The 16,490-nt window shown below is 42.4% G+C and carries 14 protein-coding genes; 4 read left to right on the top strand and 10 right to left on the bottom strand.

Features of this window, described 5'->3' with window-relative positions:
* Positions 1-51: 51 nt before the first annotated feature.
* The 3 genes from BLR84_RS23745 (at position 52) to BLR84_RS23755 (ending at position 3,312) form a co-directional block, all read left to right on the top strand.
* A complete protein-coding gene (locus BLR84_RS23745; RefSeq protein WP_090472750.1) occupies positions 52-1,806 on the top strand; it encodes a S41 family peptidase in 1,755 nt (584 codons plus the stop codon).
* Positions 1,807-1,928: 122 nt separating this feature from the next.
* Complete coding sequence (locus tag BLR84_RS23750; RefSeq protein WP_090472751.1) at positions 1,929-2,438, top strand: hypothetical protein; 510 nt, start codon at positions 1,929-1,931, stop codon at positions 2,436-2,438.
* Positions 2,439-2,661: 223 nt separating this feature from the next.
* Entirely contained in the window at positions 2,662-3,312 is a 651-nt protein-coding gene (locus tag BLR84_RS23755) for a hypothetical protein (protein ID WP_090472752.1), read from the top strand.
* Between the two features lie 77 nt (positions 3,313-3,389).
* Here the strand turns inward: BLR84_RS23755 and BLR84_RS23760 are convergent, their stop codons facing one another.
* Complete coding sequence (locus tag BLR84_RS23760) at positions 3,390-5,855, bottom strand: TonB-dependent receptor (protein ID WP_090472753.1); 2,466 nt, start codon at positions 5,853-5,855, stop codon at positions 3,390-3,392.
* Between the two features lie 123 nt (positions 5,856-5,978).
* On the opposite strand from BLR84_RS23760, the gene BLR84_RS23765 reads away from it, so the two are divergent.
* Positions 5,979-6,632, top strand: coding sequence for a metal-dependent transcriptional regulator (locus BLR84_RS23765; RefSeq protein ID WP_090472754.1), 654 nt, complete (start codon positions 5,979-5,981; stop codon positions 6,630-6,632).
* Positions 6,633-6,736: 104 nt separating this feature from the next.
* Here the strand turns inward: BLR84_RS23765 and BLR84_RS23770 are convergent, their stop codons facing one another.
* The 9 genes from BLR84_RS23770 to accC form a co-directional block, all read right to left on the bottom strand.
* Positions 6,737-7,240: a hypothetical protein gene (locus tag BLR84_RS23770; protein WP_090472755.1), complete on the bottom strand. Its 504-nt coding sequence runs from the start codon at positions 7,238-7,240 to the stop codon at positions 6,737-6,739.
* Between the two features lie 578 nt (positions 7,241-7,818).
* Complete coding sequence (locus BLR84_RS23775; RefSeq protein WP_090472756.1) at positions 7,819-8,802, bottom strand: pyruvate dehydrogenase complex E1 component subunit beta; 984 nt, start codon at positions 8,800-8,802, stop codon at positions 7,819-7,821.
* Between the two features lie 221 nt (positions 8,803-9,023).
* A complete protein-coding gene (locus BLR84_RS23780; RefSeq protein ID WP_090472757.1) occupies positions 9,024-9,569 on the bottom strand; it encodes a dihydrofolate reductase family protein in 546 nt (181 codons plus the stop codon).
* A gap of 24 nt (positions 9,570-9,593) precedes the next feature.
* Positions 9,594-10,985 (bottom strand): LutB/LldF family L-lactate oxidation iron-sulfur protein, encoded by a 1,392-nt coding sequence (locus tag BLR84_RS23785; protein ID WP_090472758.1) that lies wholly within the window; start codon positions 10,983-10,985, stop codon positions 9,594-9,596.
* Positions 10,986-11,047: 62 nt separating this feature from the next.
* Complete coding sequence (locus tag BLR84_RS23790) at positions 11,048-11,479, bottom strand: DUF1801 domain-containing protein (RefSeq protein ID WP_090472759.1); 432 nt, start codon at positions 11,477-11,479, stop codon at positions 11,048-11,050.
* Positions 11,480-11,725: 246 nt separating this feature from the next.
* Entirely contained in the window at positions 11,726-13,297 is a 1,572-nt protein-coding gene (locus BLR84_RS23795; RefSeq protein WP_090472760.1) for a M28 family peptidase, read from the bottom strand.
* 60 nt (positions 13,298-13,357) lie between these two features.
* Positions 13,358-13,792: a ribose 5-phosphate isomerase B gene (gene rpiB, locus BLR84_RS23800; RefSeq protein WP_090472761.1), complete on the bottom strand. Its 435-nt coding sequence runs from the start codon at positions 13,790-13,792 to the stop codon at positions 13,358-13,360.
* A gap of 333 nt (positions 13,793-14,125) precedes the next feature.
* On the bottom strand, positions 14,126-14,989 hold the full coding sequence (gene tatC, locus BLR84_RS23805) for a twin-arginine translocase subunit TatC (protein WP_090472762.1): 864 nt from the start codon (positions 14,987-14,989) through the stop codon (positions 14,126-14,128).
* A 72-nt stretch (positions 14,990-15,061) separates the two neighbouring features.
* On the bottom strand, positions 15,062-16,396 hold the full coding sequence (accC, locus tag BLR84_RS23810) for an acetyl-CoA carboxylase biotin carboxylase subunit (protein ID WP_090472763.1): 1,335 nt from the start codon (positions 16,394-16,396) through the stop codon (positions 15,062-15,064).
* Positions 16,397-16,490 lie beyond the last annotated feature (94 nt).

A 16,490-nucleotide genomic window follows, 5' to 3' on the forward strand; every position in this document is an offset into this window, starting at 1 on the left:
AAGGCCCGAGTTGTAAAAAACAATAAGCTTTTTTGTATTTTTATAGGCTTAATGACGAAACAGGGTATGGCGATCAATAAAAGATACAAAAAGATAGGTTTATTTGCCGGTATAGCATTGCTGGCAGGCGGCGGGCTGGCTTTTAATGACGACCTGTTCCAGATATCGAAAAACCTGGATGTTTTTGCCTCGGTATATAAAGAGGTGAATATCAATTATGTAGATGACATCAATTCGGCCAAATTGGTAAAAACAGGCGTTGATGCCATGCTCGACGGGCTCGATCCCTACACCGAATTTGTTCCCGAATCGGAAATTGAAGATTATAAACTGCACTATGTAAGTACCCAGTACGGGGGCATCGGTTCCAGCATTTTTGCACGCAATGGCAAGGTATATGTATCAGATGTTTTTGCTGGTTTCCCTGCTCAGAAGGCCGATATTCACCCTGGCGACCAGATCCTGAAAATAAATGACATTGATCTTACAGGAAAAAATAACGACCAGGTAAGTCTGCTGCTGAAAGGCTCAAAAGGGGCACCTATCAAATTACTTATCAAACGAGATAATACACCGCAGCCTTTTGAAAAGAACCTGATCCGCGATGAGATCAAACAACCCAACGTATCCTACTTTGGTATGGTTGACGGCAACATGGGTTACATCAAACTGGATAAATTCCTGGAAAACTCAGCCGCCGAGGTAACAAACGCCCTGGTAACACTAAAAAAGAGCAACCCTAACGGTATCATATTGGATCTGCGTTCAAACGGTGGCGGTATACTACAGGAAGCGGTGAAGATCGTGAACCTGTTTGTGCAGAAAGATGTGGAAGTTGTATCACAAAAAGGGAAGATCAAGGATAAAAACTTTACCTATAGTACAGTAAGTACGCCATTAGAGCCTAATCTGCCCTTGGTGGTGCTGGTGAACAGCCACTCAGCCTCAGCCTCAGAAATTGTGGCCGGCTCATTACAAGATCTTGACCGCGCTATTATCATTGGGCAACGCAGCTATGGTAAAGGCCTGGTACAGCAAACCTTTAACCTGCCTTATAACAGCCTGGTTAAAATAACCATCGCCAAATACTACGTGCCATCGGGCCGTTGCATACAGGCGCTTGATTATACCCACCGCAAGGATGATGGCAGCGTGGTAAAAGTTGCCGATTCACTAATCCATGAATTTAAAACAAAAAATGGCCGGTCGGTTTTTGACGGCAGCGGTATTTACCCGGATATTTTTATCAAACAAGAAAAATTTGCCAATGTAACCCAGGCCCTGGTAGGCAAACTGCTGATATTTGATTACGCCACCGTTTACCGCGATACACACGCTAAAATAGCCGAACCAAAAGAGTTTAGCTTATCGGATGCTGATTACGGCGATTTTGTAAAATACCTTTCCGATAAAAATTACAGCTATACTACTACTGCAGAAAAGGTGCTGAGCAGTTTGAAAACGGAAGCAACCAAAGAAAAGCAGTTTAATGATATTCAGGGTGAATACGATATTTTAAAATCAAAACTGCTGACCAGCAAAAAGAATGACCTGCAACAGCACAAAGTCGAAATAAAACAGGTTCTTGAAAACGAGATAGCTTCCCGCTATTATTTTGAAAGAGGACGTTACGAAACCAATTTTAAATACGATAAAGAGCTGGCCCAGGCGGTAAAAACCATGCAGGACAAAGCCCAGTTAGCGTCGATTTTAAAGGGTGAAGGTAACTACAAAGTGATCGGAAAACCCGTGCTGGCCATGGCCGGAAAAAAGGCTACGGATAAAGACTCTGACGACGATCAATAGGGTAAGTAATTGTATATAAATTTGTTGCGTGTTTGTAACTGATTAGTTACTGCGTAAGACAATGTACTGGCTAAACTTTTGTTTAGGCTTGTTGTCATACATACAAACAACACGAAAAAACAATGAAAAAGATCATTTTAACAGCAGCCATACTGCTTAGCTGCTTATCAGTAAAAATAGCCAGCGCTCAAATAAGTTTAAGTATCAATATAGGCAGCCAACCCGATTGGGGCCCTGTGGGTTATGATCATGCCGATTATTATTACCTGCCCGATGTTGATTCATATTATGATGTGAACGCTCATCAGTATGTTTACCTGAACAACAATGTGTGGGTACATGGAGCTACCTTGCCACCTCGTTATGGCAATTATGATGTTTACCACAGCTATAAAGTAGTAGTGAATCAACGTACCCCATGGGTTCGTAATGATGTGATCCGGCAGAAATATGCTAGCTACAGAGGTCGTCGTGATCAAACTATCATCCGCGACAGCAAAGAGGTTAAATACAGTAACCACTGGAAAGGTGACCGTGGAAATGGCCGTAGGGTAGTGGTACACAAGACCGTCAAAGAAGATCGCCGCGATAATGATCACCGTGAGCATGGTGGCGACGGGCACAGGAACTAATTATTATTGTTAATTTTTATATACGAAACGAGTCTGCCATAATTGGCGGGCTCGTTTTTTGTGATATCGGTTAGATACAGAAAAGCCCGAAATAAAAAATTTAAACTTTTTGCGTTAATTAGTGTCATACATGCAAACAATGTTATTAATGAGTGATCGTGGCCTGCTTTTCAGCTTAAATGAAATTTTACCACGAGACTTATCAACACTAAAAAAAACATAAATGAAAAAGCTCATTTTATCGGCAGTATTGTTATTAAGCTGCTTTGCAATTAAAACCGCCAGTGCCCAGGTAAGCGTAAGCTTAGGGGTAAACATTGGCAGCCAGCCAGCCTGGGGCCCTGTAGGCTATGATTATGCCAACTATTATTACATGCCCGATATTGATACCTATTATGATGTACCAACCCATCAGTATGTGTACTTTGACAACAATATATGGGTACACCGCACTTATTTGCCGGTACGTTACCGCAACTATAACTTATATAATGGTTATAAAGTAGTGATCAACGACCGTAACCCATGGTTAAGGCACGGATATTACAGAGATCATTATGCGGGCTACCGTGGCCGTCATGACCAGGTGATCATCCGTAATAGTCGTGACGCACACTATGCCAACTACTGGCGTGGTAATTATGCACGCAGAGCTGCTTATGCCCGTCCTCATTATAATGGGGGTAACCGCGGTAATTGGGGTGGCGGTCGTGGACATGGCAACGGTAACTGGGGTGGTGGAAATCACGGGGGCGGACGTCCCGGTGGTGATCACGGAAACCACGGTGGCGGTGGACGCGGTCATGGTGGTGATCAAGGAAACCATGGCGGTGGTCATGGTGGAGAGCATGGTGGTGGTCACGGTCATCACTAATCTATCATATTCAATATATAACAGAAACGGACTTCCTTATAAAGGAAGTCCGTTTCTGTTATAGCCTACTCCCGATACTAAAAATGCAGAATAACCTTAAAGCTCAAATTTCGCCCCATATTATAAATACCGGTATGCCCATTGGGCGATGATTTATAATATTCAAAATACTTTAACCGGTTCAAATTAGCCTGATAAGCGGTATCAAATAAATTATCCCCCTGGATAAAAAACTCATAAAAAGAAGATTTAGCCTTCTCTGCTTTAATCGTAAAACCCAGGCCGGCATTAAACAAGGTATATCCTTTGGTAAAAGTTTCGGTATTATCCAGTGCATAAAAATGGTTCTGGTTGGCATAAGCATCAGCCTCAACACGGGCATTTAGTTTGCTAAATACACCATAAACTCCCGGCAATGTAGCTTTTAGGGCCGACCGGATATGCAAAGGCGGTATAAAAGGCAAATATTTTGCAGCATCGCCATACTTATCTATCAATTGCTGATTTTTGTTTATCCCTGTTACATAGGATACACTATTATCAAGCGCCAGCCATTTAATACTTCGCGGATGCAGGTTCAGCGTTAATTCAGCGCCATAAAGGCGGGCCTTTGATTGCTGATACTGATAAGTGCTGTTGCCGGGCACAATAATAACGGGATTCCCGTTGGCATCATTCAATTTGGCCTGGTAAATATAGTTGTTGATGCTATTGTTGAATACTTCGGCAATAATGTCCATATCGGGCAGGTAGGCAATAAAACCCAGATCCTCCTGCAAACTAAATTCGGGATTAAAACTGCGGTTACCCAGGTAAACAATATGCGCGCCGGGATCAAGCCCGTTTGAACCTATTTCGGTAATATTCGGCGCGCGATAACCCCGGGCAATATTAGCCTTGAGCAGCAGACGGTCGCTGATATTATAGGTAAGCCCTAAACTGCCCGAAAAGCCCCGGTAATTATGCGAAAAGGCCGGGAATTGTAAACTTGCGCCTGCTGTATCTGGCAAGTGTACCTGTTTGCCAAAACCGGTCGATGCATCTGTCCCTACATAGAAATTGTTCCAGGTTACATGCCTCGTATCGTACCTTAAACCACCAGAGATATCGATTTGTCCAAAACTTTTTTTGGCAAACAGAAAACCTCCGGCATCAAACAAGTTGTAGTCGGGTATCGGAAAGTCGGTAGCGGCCTTGCTGCGGTTGGTTTGATACATGCCATTGATACCCGCGGTGGTTTCCACCCCGCCAAAGGAGGGCAGATTGTAGCGTACATCATAATTGATCGTATTCAGTACCACGTAAAGGCCCGCTTGCTCGGGAACAGTAGGGTGGTTGTATTCCCTGCGGATGCTTTGCTGAAAGCCTAGTGAGGTATTGATACTGCCCTCGCCTGTTTTAAAGGAGTTGGTGTTGTATACCCTGTAGTGCTGTATACGCTGGTGTAAGGTGGTAATGGCATAAGAACGTAACTCGTCGTTAGAAACTATAGGGCGGTTTTTGATATTGTCTTGTCCGGCCTCATAGATCTGTTGGGTAAAACGGCGACTGAGCGAATCGCGGCTGCCATCGGGGATCTCCTGCCGGTTATCATATAGTGTAGCGCCAATTTGTGAATAGCCCCATGATTTGTCGACCCGGGCAATGCCCGACAGGTTAAACTCGCGGAAACCGGTATTATAAACAAATCCGTCGATCTTATTCTGATAATCATGGGCTGTTTTGGCCGTAGCACGGAAAGCATATTTCCAATTGTTCTGCTTGTAGGATAAGCCTACGGAGGTGCCGATCATACCGTTGTTGGTATGATAATCGGTTATGACATCACCATTAAGCTTGCCATCGTCGCCATTGGGGATGTAGGGGATCAGATTGATAACACCAGCCAGCGCATCAGAACCATAGGTTAAACTGGCAGGACCTTTCACCACTTCGGCGCGACCAATACCGTATTGATCTATTTCGATACCATGTTCGTCGCCCCATTGCTGCCCTTCCTGGCGTATACCATCATACAAAGTTAAAACACGATTGTAACCCAGTCCGCGGATAAAAGGTTTGGAGATATTAGGCCCTGTGGTAACCGCGCTTACGCCCGGGACACCTTTAACAATAGCATCAATGATGTTGTTATTTACATGCTGCTCAATCTCCTTTTTGCTCATTACCGTTATGGGCACAGGGTTGCTGCGCAGCTGGGTAGCCCGTGACACCCCGGTTACCACTACCTCGTTTAGTTTGGATGGTTTTTCTTTCAGGCTTACGTTTTTTATAACTGGTTCATTATCGTTAATGGTGATGCGGATGGTGTCGGCTTCATAACCGATGCTGGTAATAGTGATACCGTAGGTGCCCGGAGGGATGTTTTTGATCTCGAAATAGCCCTTCGTATTGGTACTTACGCCTTTCCCGAGCCCTTTAATATTGACCGAAGCGTATGACAAGGGTTCATTATTGGCAGTGACATGCCCCTTTAAAACGCCGGTTTGAGCAAAAAGCTGATTAGTTATCAATAATATAAAAAGTAAAAATAGTGTTCGCATATAGTTAAAATTTATACAAACATATTTAAATTATTTGATTAATAAAATATATAAAATTAGATAAGACTAATTTTGTGTATTAACGTTATGTTTTTTTATGTTTGTGGGTAATCATAAAGGTGGATGTACACATTATCAGAGGAGAATTACCTAAAATCAATTTACAGGCTTAGCCAGCAACCTAATTTTAAGATCACGCCAACAGCCATTGCCGAATCGTTGAAGAACAACCCGGCATCGGTAGTGGATATGATACGCAAACTGACCGACAAGCAGTTGATAGAGTACGACAAGAAAAAAGGCGTAAAATTAACCCCGGTTGGTTTAAAAGACGCGGTGCTGATAGTACGCCGTCACAGGCTTTGGGAGGTGTTTTTGTTAGAAAAACTGGGGTATCATTGGGATGAGATACATGATATTGCCGAAGAGCTGGAACACATCAGTGATGCTTCACTGGCCGACAGGCTGGATAAATTTCTGGGTTTCCCGGAATATGACCCTCATGGCGACCCGATACCAAAAGCCAATGGCAAAGTCCCCAAGCCTTATTCGGTAACCCTGGCCGATCTGAAAACAGGAGATACCTGCCGGGTGGCTGCTGTAAAAGATACCAGCAGCTCGTTTTTGCAGTACCTGCAAAAATTGGATATTGGCATAGGTACCAACATCAAACTGCTGGAAAAAATACCTTACGATAATTCGCTGGTGATCAGTATCAGCGGCAAAGAAAGTACTACAGTATCGCAAAAATTTGGAGAGAATATTCTGGTGGACTGAGGAGCAGAAAACTCAAGGCGCAAAGCTTAAAGCTAATGAGAAATAATAAAAAAGGCTCAAAACTGAAGATGCTTTGGGCCTTTAGCTTTCTGCTTTAAGCTTGCTTATGGTGTTTTCCCGTTTATCTTGGCCGATTCTTCCAGTTCGTTATCAACCTGGTCGTCAAAATACAAGCGGTATATCACCCAATCATTTTTCGGTTTATAAAACATAAAGGTAAAGCGTACCGGTTGGTTCTGGTGTTTTACCAGGTAACTATACAAGATCAGGCTGTTTGATGCTTTACGCTGAACAATGAGCTCCTTACCGATATACAGGCCGATCAAGGCGCGGGTGGTATCAATTTTGGCTATCAATCCACGCAGACTGGTTGAATCAACCAATGGATTGGTTTTAAAAATGTTGATGATCGCCCTTGAAGTGCCATCTTTTTCATACGTTTTAAAAAATTTATCAATGTAAGCTGTCGCGCCGGTGACAGTGGCGGTAGGCGCTTTGGTAAGGGCGGTTGTAGCCGCTGGTGTTTGCGCATAAGCGCTGTTACAAATAACAAAAGCTATGGCTAATAGGAATATTGACCTTAATGCTTTAGGATTGAAGTATTGCATACTGATGATTTATTAGCTAAAATAAGTAATTAAATAATATCAACCCTTCCTGATGGTAAAATGATGGTAAATTTATTGTTAGGAGATATCACAAAATAGGTTTGGCGAACATTACATTGATAATCAACCGGGTGAGTATTCGAGCTACGCTGGCTTTTACAGAACTACGGGGGCCCCTTTCAGGAGAGTAATAGCCAATCATTGGCAGCTATCCTCAAAGTGGTGTCATGCTGAGCACCGTCGAAGCATGGTGGGTGGGGCCTCTGCGCTCGACCCTTCGACGAAGCTCAGGGTGACAGCCACGCTTTTTATGAAAATTTTAGTCCCCTCGGGATTTCTCGAAGGGGGTACTAAAATTTAGCCAAAATCATGGTTTACACTGTAAACCGTTTTTTATGGCAAAATAAAAAATAATTAATTGATTATCAATCAATTAAGCAAGTGTAAACCGTAAAAAGTGTAAACCATGTAAACCCAATTTTAATAAAATATTCAATGGTAGAACTATCTCAACTCACATTAAATAAAAAAGCCCCGACCAATCGGTCGGGGCTTTAAACCATATCATTATAACGTTATTATTTAGTAACGTACATTACCTCTTTAACCGCTTTAATAACACGCTCCGGATTTGGCAGGTATTCCTGGATCAGGGTTGGTGCATAAGGCAAAGGAACGTCGCCACCCATAATGCGTAATATAGGTGCATCAAGATAATCAAACGCGTCTTTTTGTACTTTAAAGGCAACTTCAGTAGCAATTGAACCTAAAGGCCAGCTTTCTTCAATGATCACTAAGCGGTTTGTTTTTTTAACCGACTCAATCACTGTAGCATAATCAATAGGACGTACAGTACGCAGGTCGATCACTTCGGCATGGATACCTTCTTTTTCCAGTTCGGCAGCTGCAGCTATAACCACTTTCATGATCTTGCCAAAGCCTACTAAAGTAACATCAGAGCCTTCTTTAACAACCTTTGCTTTACCTAATGGTATATAATAAGTTTCTTCAGGAACTTCGCCTTTATCGCCATACATTAATTCAGATTCCATGAAAATAACCGGATCCGGATCAATAATAGCTGATTTTAATAAACCTTTAGCATCGTAAGGGTTTGATGGTACCACCACTTTTAAACCAGGACAGTTGGCATACCAGTTTTCGAAACACTGACTGTGTTGTGAGCTTAGCATACCTGCGTTACCGGTTGGGCCGCGGAAAACGATCGGAACCGAGAACTGGCCACCACTCATAGACATGATCTTGGCTGCACCATTGATGATCTGGTCAATAGCCACTAACGAAAAGTTAAAGGTCATGAACTCGATGATCGGGCGCAATCCATTCATGGCAGAGCCAATGCCTATACCGGCAAAGCCTAATTCAGAGATGGGCGTATCAATAACGCGTTTTGCACCAAATTCATCCAGCATACCCTGGCTTACTTTATAGGCGCCATTATATTCGGCAACCTCTTCACCCATCAGGTATATTTTATCGTCGTTGCGCATTTCTTCGACCATGGCCTCTCTTAGCGCTTCTCTGAACTGTATTTCTCTCATTATATTTATATAAAATGATGTTTTTTGCGACCGCAAATATAAACACTAATGTGTAAAATGCAATCCCTAAGCCCGTGCAGATAAGCTTTTACCGCATATATTTTACAAAAATCAGTACATTGGATAAATAAACCTTGTACCAATGAAATTTCCATCATTAAAAAGCCTTGCCGATGGCGCTCTTGAAACCATAAAGCGTTATCCCTTTGAAATTTTGGTCTTTACAAATTATCCAACATACCCATATCAAACTTTGGTTTGAGCGCATATTTCAATTGTACCAACCCACTGCTGAATTGTTCACTATCAATCAATGTGAGTTCTGTTCGTTCTTTTATATTGGTAAAAAGTGGTTTGCCGGCACCTAAAATTACCGGATGTACGGAGATCAACAATTCGTTGATCATATTATGGGTTATAAATGCCGATACCAGTTCCGCTCCGCCAAACAACCATATATTGGCGCCGGGTTGATGCCTGATCTCTTCTATACGCGTTTTAAAATCGGCTTCAGTAATAATTTCCGTGTTACCTTCAACTTTTGTCAGGGTATTGGAGAAAACGTACATTTTAATTGCCGCAAATACCTCCGGACTATCGCGCATGAGCATCTCATAACTTTTGCGTCCAAGAAATATGGCATCGGTACCGCCTAAAAATGCAGTCATGCCATAGTCCTGATCGGCGAAGCACCAATCGTATTCGCCATTGGGGCCTTCAATGTAGCCGTCAAGACTAACAGCCAGGTTTAAAATTATTTTTCGCATGGTAGTTTTGAATGTATTACAGATCTATTCTTCTTCTTGAACGCGGTTTTTTTCCTGCCACTGTTTGCTGAATGATTTTTCGGCCACATTTGGCATATCCCGTAGGTGCCCCCATGTCTTTTTAAAGAAAGTTTTAAGGAGGTAGTTCTTCATTTTACCGCCAAAAAAGTCCATGAGTTTACGTTTGAGCATACCTTTTGTCCAGATGCTCCAGCCCCAGCGCTCTTTAGAGGTAACCAGGTGTTCTTTTACGGCATCGCGACGGTTAAGGAGTAACATTTTATGAATGTCGATCTTAACTGGGCAAACCTCGGTACACCTGCCGCATAAGCTGGAAGCGTAGCTTAAGTGCTTAAACTCACCCATCCCCCTGGTATGTGGCGTAATAATAGAGCCAATGGGGCCGCTATAGGTTGTATTATAAGTATGGCCACCTATGTTTTTGTAAATAGGGCAAACGTTTAAGCAGGCACCGCAGCGGATGCAGTATAAACCCTGGCGCTGCTCTTTCTGAGCTAACAGATTAGTGCGACCGTTATCCAGTAGTATCACATACATTTCGTCGGGCCCATCGGTTTCATTGGGTTGGCGGGGGCCGCTTAAAATGGTATTATAAACCGTGAGGTTTTGCCCGGTGCCATGAGTGGATAGCATGGGCCAGAACAGGTCGAGATCGGTAATAGATGGTATCAGTTTTTCGATACCCACAATGGCGATGTGAATTTTAGGGAATGTGGTACATAAGCGCGCATTTCCCTCGTTCTCACTAATAGCTATGCTACCTGTATCAGCCAGTAGAAAATTGGCGCCAGTAATGCCGATATCCGCTTGCAGATATTTGTCGCGGAGTAATTCACGTGCTTTAAGGGTAAGCTGCTCCGGAGTGGTATCAATAGGGGTGCCGAAACGTTCATGAAACAGTTTGGCTATATCCTCCTTGCTGAGGTGCATAGCCGGGGTAACTATATGGTATGGCTTTTGCCCCAGGAGCTGTACAATGTATTCGCCAAGGTCGGTCTCTAATGATTCTACCTGGTTACTTTCCAGGAACTCATTTAAATGAATTTCCTCGGTAACCATTGATTTTGATTTTACGACCGTTTTGGCGTTGGCTTTACGGATAATGCTCAGTATCTCGCGATTGGCTTCTTCGGCATCATTGGCCCAGATCACTTTGCCGCCACGTTTTTGGAAATTAGCCTCAAACTCAGGTAAAAACTTATCCAGGTTTTCCATTACTTTCCATTTGATCACATGCCCTTTGCGTTTGGCATTGTCAAGGTTAGTAATGCGGGAAAGGCCGCGCTCAACAGCAGTGCTGTATTTATCAATGTTATTATTGATAATACGGCGGTGATCAACATCAAAGGCCTTCTCTTCAGAGGCTACCAAAAACTCTTCCGCAGTGCTTCCCATATATGCGAAAATAAGGTTTTTTTTGTAGAGACGTATATTAGTGCAGTGTCTCAGTTTGAAATTTAATTTTCACTTGTAACCTCAACTCCATATCGTATTGCCGCTTCAAGTATATTAGTATTTATATCTTTTAGATGATTGAACCTAATGCAATACCCGGTCACGTTCGCCTTGCCGAGTTCTTTTCCGAACGTTTGGGCCAGGTATGTCTTATCCTCGATCCCAAGGATATAAATAGAGATTCCGGTTTTGTTCGCGCTCAAACCAATTTGATAAAACTCCCTGGTTTTTCCATCAGCATATTTAATGGTGTAAAATCCATATCCTATATTGGGGTTACTAACAGTTTTATTTTCGCTGTTTTTACCATCAAGGAACCATAATTTACATCCCGGTAATACCTGAAGTATGAACCGGTGCAACTCTTGCATATCGCTACGTTTGGGTTCAGGTTGGCCGGTAATATACTCTTTGATTTGTTCTTGTACGTCCATATGAAATATTGAATTATGGGTTGTTCAATTGCCTTTTCAAATTTCGCATTATTTTTAGTCATACACTAATTCAGTTCTTTTACTTTCCTGCGTAAGTACTATCCCCTTTTCTTTGGTTCTTTATTCAAGTTTCAAAGGGAGACACTACCCATATTTGCGTCTTCTGAATATTTGCCGGAAACAAAAAGAGACGCAAATATGCGTCTCTACATTTAAAATTTTGTATAGCCTATTTTTGAAAAAGGCTTACCTGGTCTCTTCGGATGTCTTGCCGTCTACAAAAGGTCTTTTATCTCGGTTGGCCAGTTCCCAGCCTGTGTAAAATACCAGTTGTGCACGTTTAGCCAGCAGCGGGAAATTGATCTTGCTTACTTCATCGCCAGGCTGATGATAATCTGCATGTACGCCGTTAAAGTAAAAAATAATAGGTACGCCATGTTTGGCAAAGTTATAATGATCACTGCGATAGTAAAACCGGTTTGGATCATTAGGATCATCATATTTATAATCTAAATGCAGCTTGGTGTAAGTATTATTGGCATTCTCCCCAACTTCATGCAGTTCTTTACTCAACATAGATGATCCTATGGCATAAACATAATTAGCTGAATCAGGCTTGCCTATATACTCTTCACCCACACGACCGATCATATCAATGTTGAGGTCGGCTATAGTGTTAGCCAGTGGAAAAACCGGGTGTTCAGAATAGTACTCGGATCCCAGTAAGCCTTTTTCTTCACCCACATTACCTAAAAACAGGATACTGCGGCGTGGGCCGTGCCCATCTTTTTTGGCTTGTGAAAATGCACGGGCAATCTCGAGTATCCCGGTAGTGCCGGAGCCGTCATCATCGGCACCGTTATTTACTTTATCCTTTGCATTTTGATCCGGGTTTAAACCGATGTGATCATAGTGTGCCGAAAATACAAGTACTTCATCTTTAAGATCGGTACCCGGCATGTAGCCCAGTACATCAACTGCTTTTACATCTTTCTTTTCGGTATGATAATTTAATACGATATCGGTATTCGCAGCTATCGCTGGAGTAGTCTTAGCGGCCGACTGTACCTTTAACCGTTCATAGGTTATACCGGTAGTTTTTAACAGCTCATCTGCCAGACTGCTAGTGATATTGAATACCGGTGCATTTGGGTTTGATGATACAGCGTCGTCCTTCTTGATGGTTAAACGCGCACTTGCTATGCTGTTACCGAAGCGACTCAATGCAGCAGCAATGCCCGGGTTAGCTGCAAGTATGGCTAAAGGTTTTTTGCTTTGCAGGTTTTTAACAATTTTGGTACGGGCGGCCGTCATGCGGTAGCTTGTGTTGGGGGTAGAGCCGGCTTCTGATTTGTCCTCATTTATCCAAAGCAGTATTTTCCCGGTCAAATCGATAGCGCTTATTTCAGCTTCGGTTCCATAACCCACGAATACGACTGTATTGGCAGTTAAGTTTTTATCGGGATAGGTTCCGGTAAGGTAGAAGTCTTTTCCATAAGAGAATACTTTTCCGTTTACTGTAAAATCGGTTACCTGCAACAGATTTTGTGTAAGCGGAACATCCAAAAAGTACGATCCATTTACAGGCGCTTGCAAGCCTAACCGTTTAAATTCAGCCGCGATATAATTTGCCGCTTTCTCGGCGCCGGGTTTCCCGGTTTCGCGACCCTCAAATGCGTCTGATGCTATTATACTCAGGTGTTTTTTGGCGTCATCAGCAGTGATCAGCTTGGCGTATTTTATAATGGTTGGATTTTGCTGGGCGCAGGCATTTAAAGCAAATGCCGATGAAATAGTCCACAGGTATATTTTTTTCATGTTTGTAGATTAATTATGTTCATAGAATGTTTTATTCAGAGGTTTCTGCCTTAAGTTTTCTCAGCAGGCAATTTTGCCCACGCGTGTGGCATGGCGACCGCCTTCGAATTCTGTACTTAGAAAAGCAGCTACAATTTTTTCGGCCTCCTCAATGCTGATAAAGCGGGCAGGGATACATACAATATTGGCATTATTATGTTTACGGGCCAGCTCGGCCAGTTCAACTGTCCAGCAAATGGCTGCGCGGATACCCTGATGTTTATTGGCTGTAATGGCTACACCGTTGGCACTACCGCAAACCAGTATGCCCAGATCAAATTCACCACTTTCAACGGCTGAGGCAACGGGATGGGCAAAGTCGGGATAATCTACCGAGGCGTTTGAGTAGGTGCCGAAATCTTTTAGTTCTGCTGCTGGTACGGTTTCCAACAAAGCCTGTTTGTAATCAAAGCCGGCATGGTCGGCGCCAATGGCAATCTTTAGCCCTTCTTTCATCAGTTATATAAGTGTTAAGTTAATGTACAAATGTGCAAATTATTTAGATGTGCGAATATGCCAATTTCACATAGTAAGATTTTCAAAATAAGTTCCGCTCAAACGCTCGCCGAAAGGGGAATAAATTTTGACTACACAAGCAAGCCATTTGCTTAAAAAGTGGGTTTACATGGTTTACACTTTTTTGGGTTAATTCGTTTTTATATCATTCATAATCAATTAGTTATAATTTTTTTGCTATAAAAAAACGGTTTACAGTGTAAACCATGATTTTAAATAAAAAAAGCGGCTACTTAGTGACCGCTTTTTTTATTTATTGTACGTATATCTTATTTATGACATCACTTCTTCGTGGCGTTTGAGTTTTCTTTTTTCAACCAAACCAGCTACTACGATACTTACTTCATACAATACAAACAGTGGGATACTTACTACCGTCATGGTTAACATATCGGGTGTTGGTGTTACCACAGCCGCGATAATCAGGATGATCACGATGGCATATCTGCGTGTTTCACGCATGAATTTGGGTGTTAAAATACCCAGGTTTGATAATATGTAAACCAATATCGGCAATTGAAAAACCACACCGGTTGCCAATGTTAAGGTAGCAACTGATGATATATAGGAATCAATAGAGAATAAATTCTTAATTTGATCACTTACCGTATAGCTTGATAAAAAGTTAATGGACATGGGGGTAATGACGTAGTACCCAAACATCACACCCAGGAAAAACAGCATGCAGGCATAAAAAACAAATCCGGTAGCGGCTTTACGTTCTTTTTCGTGAAGGGCTGGTTTTATAAAGCGCCATATCTCCCAGATGAGGTAGGGGATACCCAATGTAATACCTATCAGGAGTGCTGAATTGATCTGGAGCGTAAACTGCCCGGCCATTTCGGTATTGATCAGTTGAATATTGATCTTATCAATGCAAAACCCAGAGCGATGCAAAGCTGCTCCGATTTCACAAAGCATACGATAGGTCCAGAAGGTTGTCTTGGCCGGCCCCATGATCACATTAGCAAAAATCCAGTCGTAAAAGTAAAATACAACAGCGGTAAATATTACAATGGCTATTGATGCCCTTACCAAATGCCACCTCAGCGCTTCCAAATGATCGAAGAAAGACATTTCTGCCTCCATCGTTTTGCCTTTGTCTTTGATGGCTTTAATTAACTTGTTATCGCTCATGGTTTAAATACCGCTGTAAAAACGCTATTGTGCTAAGTACGTTTAATTATATGAAGATAGTTTGAATTTATATTAAAATTCAAAGGTTTCCATAAACTTGGTGGTGAAATTACCGGCACGGAAGTTAGGATCCTGCAATAATTTAAGATGGAATGGTATAGTTGTTTTTACACCTTCTATCACAAATTCACTTAAAGCTCTTTCCATGGTACTCAATGCTTCATCACGGGTTTGCGCTACGCAGATCACCTTGGCTATCATCGAATCATAGTTTGGCGGGATCACGTAACCTGTGTACACATGCGTATCTATACGCACGCCATGACCACCCGGTGAATGGAAATTGGTTATTTTACCTGGTGAGGGACGGAAACCGTTAAACGGATCTTCGGCATTGATACGGCACTCGATGGCATGCATAGTTGGCTCGTAGTTTTTACCGGAAATAGGGATACCAGCGGCAACTTTTATTTGCTCCTTAATCAGGTCAAAGTTGATCACCTCTTCGGTAACCGGGTGTTCTACCTGGATACGGGTATTCATTTCCATAAAGTAGAAGTTACGGTCTTTATCAACCAAAAACTCTACCGTACCGGCACCTTCGTATTTAACGGCTTTAGCTCCTTTTATAGCCGCATCGCCCATTTTTTTACGAAGCTTTTCGGTCATGAACGGAGAAGGTGATTCTTCCACCAATTTCTGGTGACGACGCTGAATAGAACAATCGCGCTCAGAAAGGTGGCACACTTTACCATATTGATCGCCGACTACCTGTATCTCGATGTGGCGTGGATCCTGTACATATTTTTCCAGATAAAGGCCGTCGTTGCCAAAAGCAGCACCCGATTCAGCACGGGCCGAATCCCAGGCATTCTCAAACTCTTCATCTTTCCAAACAATACGCATACCGCGGCCACCGCCACCGGCAGTAGCTTTTAATATAACAGGATAGCCTATTTTATTTGAAATGGCGATACCTTGTTTTACATCGGTAAGCAAACCTTCTGATCCGGGTACAATAGGTACACCGGCTTTTTTCATGGTTTCCTTTGCTGATGCCTTATCACCCATTTTATTGATCTGATCGGCCGTGGCTCCAATAAATTTGATACCGTAATCGGCACAAATAGACGAAAATTTAGCATTTTCAGACAAAAAGCCGTAGCCAGGATGTATGGCATCGGCATTGGTAAGTTCGGCAGCCGAAATGATATTAGGAATACTTAAGTAAGAATCGCGACTTGGTGGCGGACCTATGCAAACAGCCTCATCAGCAAAACGCACATGAAGGCTATCACGGTCGGCAGTTGAATATACAGCTACGGTTTTTATACCCATCTCTTTACAAGTACGGATAATACGTAAGGCAATCTCACCCCGGTTAGCTATTAATATTTTTTTAAACATCTTTTTTTAAATGTGCAGATTACAAATGTGCAAATATGCAGATGATAAATTACAGATATGCAGATGTGCAAATTATAAATGTGCAGATGAATTA

This window comes from Mucilaginibacter sp. OK268 (assembly GCF_900103125.1).
In the GTDB taxonomy this organism is placed as follows: domain Bacteria; phylum Bacteroidota; class Bacteroidia; order Sphingobacteriales; family Sphingobacteriaceae; genus Mucilaginibacter.

Coding starts and splice junctions, on each gene's coding strand:
- BLR84_RS23745 (WP_090472750.1), top strand. CDS start 52: ATGACGAAACAGGGTATGGCGATCAATAAAAGATACAAAAAGATAGGT.
- BLR84_RS23750 (WP_090472751.1), top strand. CDS start 1,929: ATGAAAAAGATCATTTTAACAGCAGCCATACTGCTTAGCTGCTTATCA.
- BLR84_RS23755 (WP_090472752.1), top strand. CDS start 2,662: ATGAAAAAGCTCATTTTATCGGCAGTATTGTTATTAAGCTGCTTTGCA.
- BLR84_RS23760 (WP_090472753.1), bottom strand. CDS start 5,855: ATGCGAACACTATTTTTACTTTTTATATTATTGATAACTAATCAGCTT.
- BLR84_RS23765 (WP_090472754.1), top strand. CDS start 5,979: ATGTACACATTATCAGAGGAGAATTACCTAAAATCAATTTACAGGCTT.
- BLR84_RS23770 (WP_090472755.1), bottom strand. CDS start 7,240: ATGCAATACTTCAATCCTAAAGCATTAAGGTCAATATTCCTATTAGCC.
- BLR84_RS23775 (WP_090472756.1), bottom strand. CDS start 8,802: ATGAGAGAAATACAGTTCAGAGAAGCGCTAAGAGAGGCCATGGTCGAA.
- BLR84_RS23780 (WP_090472757.1), bottom strand. CDS start 9,569: ATGCGAAAAATAATTTTAAACCTGGCTGTTAGTCTTGACGGCTACATT.
- BLR84_RS23785 (WP_090472758.1), bottom strand. CDS start 10,985: ATGGGAAGCACTGCGGAAGAGTTTTTGGTAGCCTCTGAAGAGAAGGCC.
- BLR84_RS23790 (WP_090472759.1), bottom strand. CDS start 11,479: ATGGACGTACAAGAACAAATCAAAGAGTATATTACCGGCCAACCTGAA.
- BLR84_RS23795 (WP_090472760.1), bottom strand. CDS start 13,297: ATGAAAAAAATATACCTGTGGACTATTTCATCGGCATTTGCTTTAAAT.
- rpiB (WP_090472761.1), bottom strand. CDS start 13,792: ATGAAAGAAGGGCTAAAGATTGCCATTGGCGCCGACCATGCCGGCTTT.
- tatC (WP_090472762.1), bottom strand. CDS start 14,989: ATGAGCGATAACAAGTTAATTAAAGCCATCAAAGACAAAGGCAAAACG.
- accC (WP_090472763.1), bottom strand. CDS start 16,396: ATGTTTAAAAAAATATTAATAGCTAACCGGGGTGAGATTGCCTTACGT.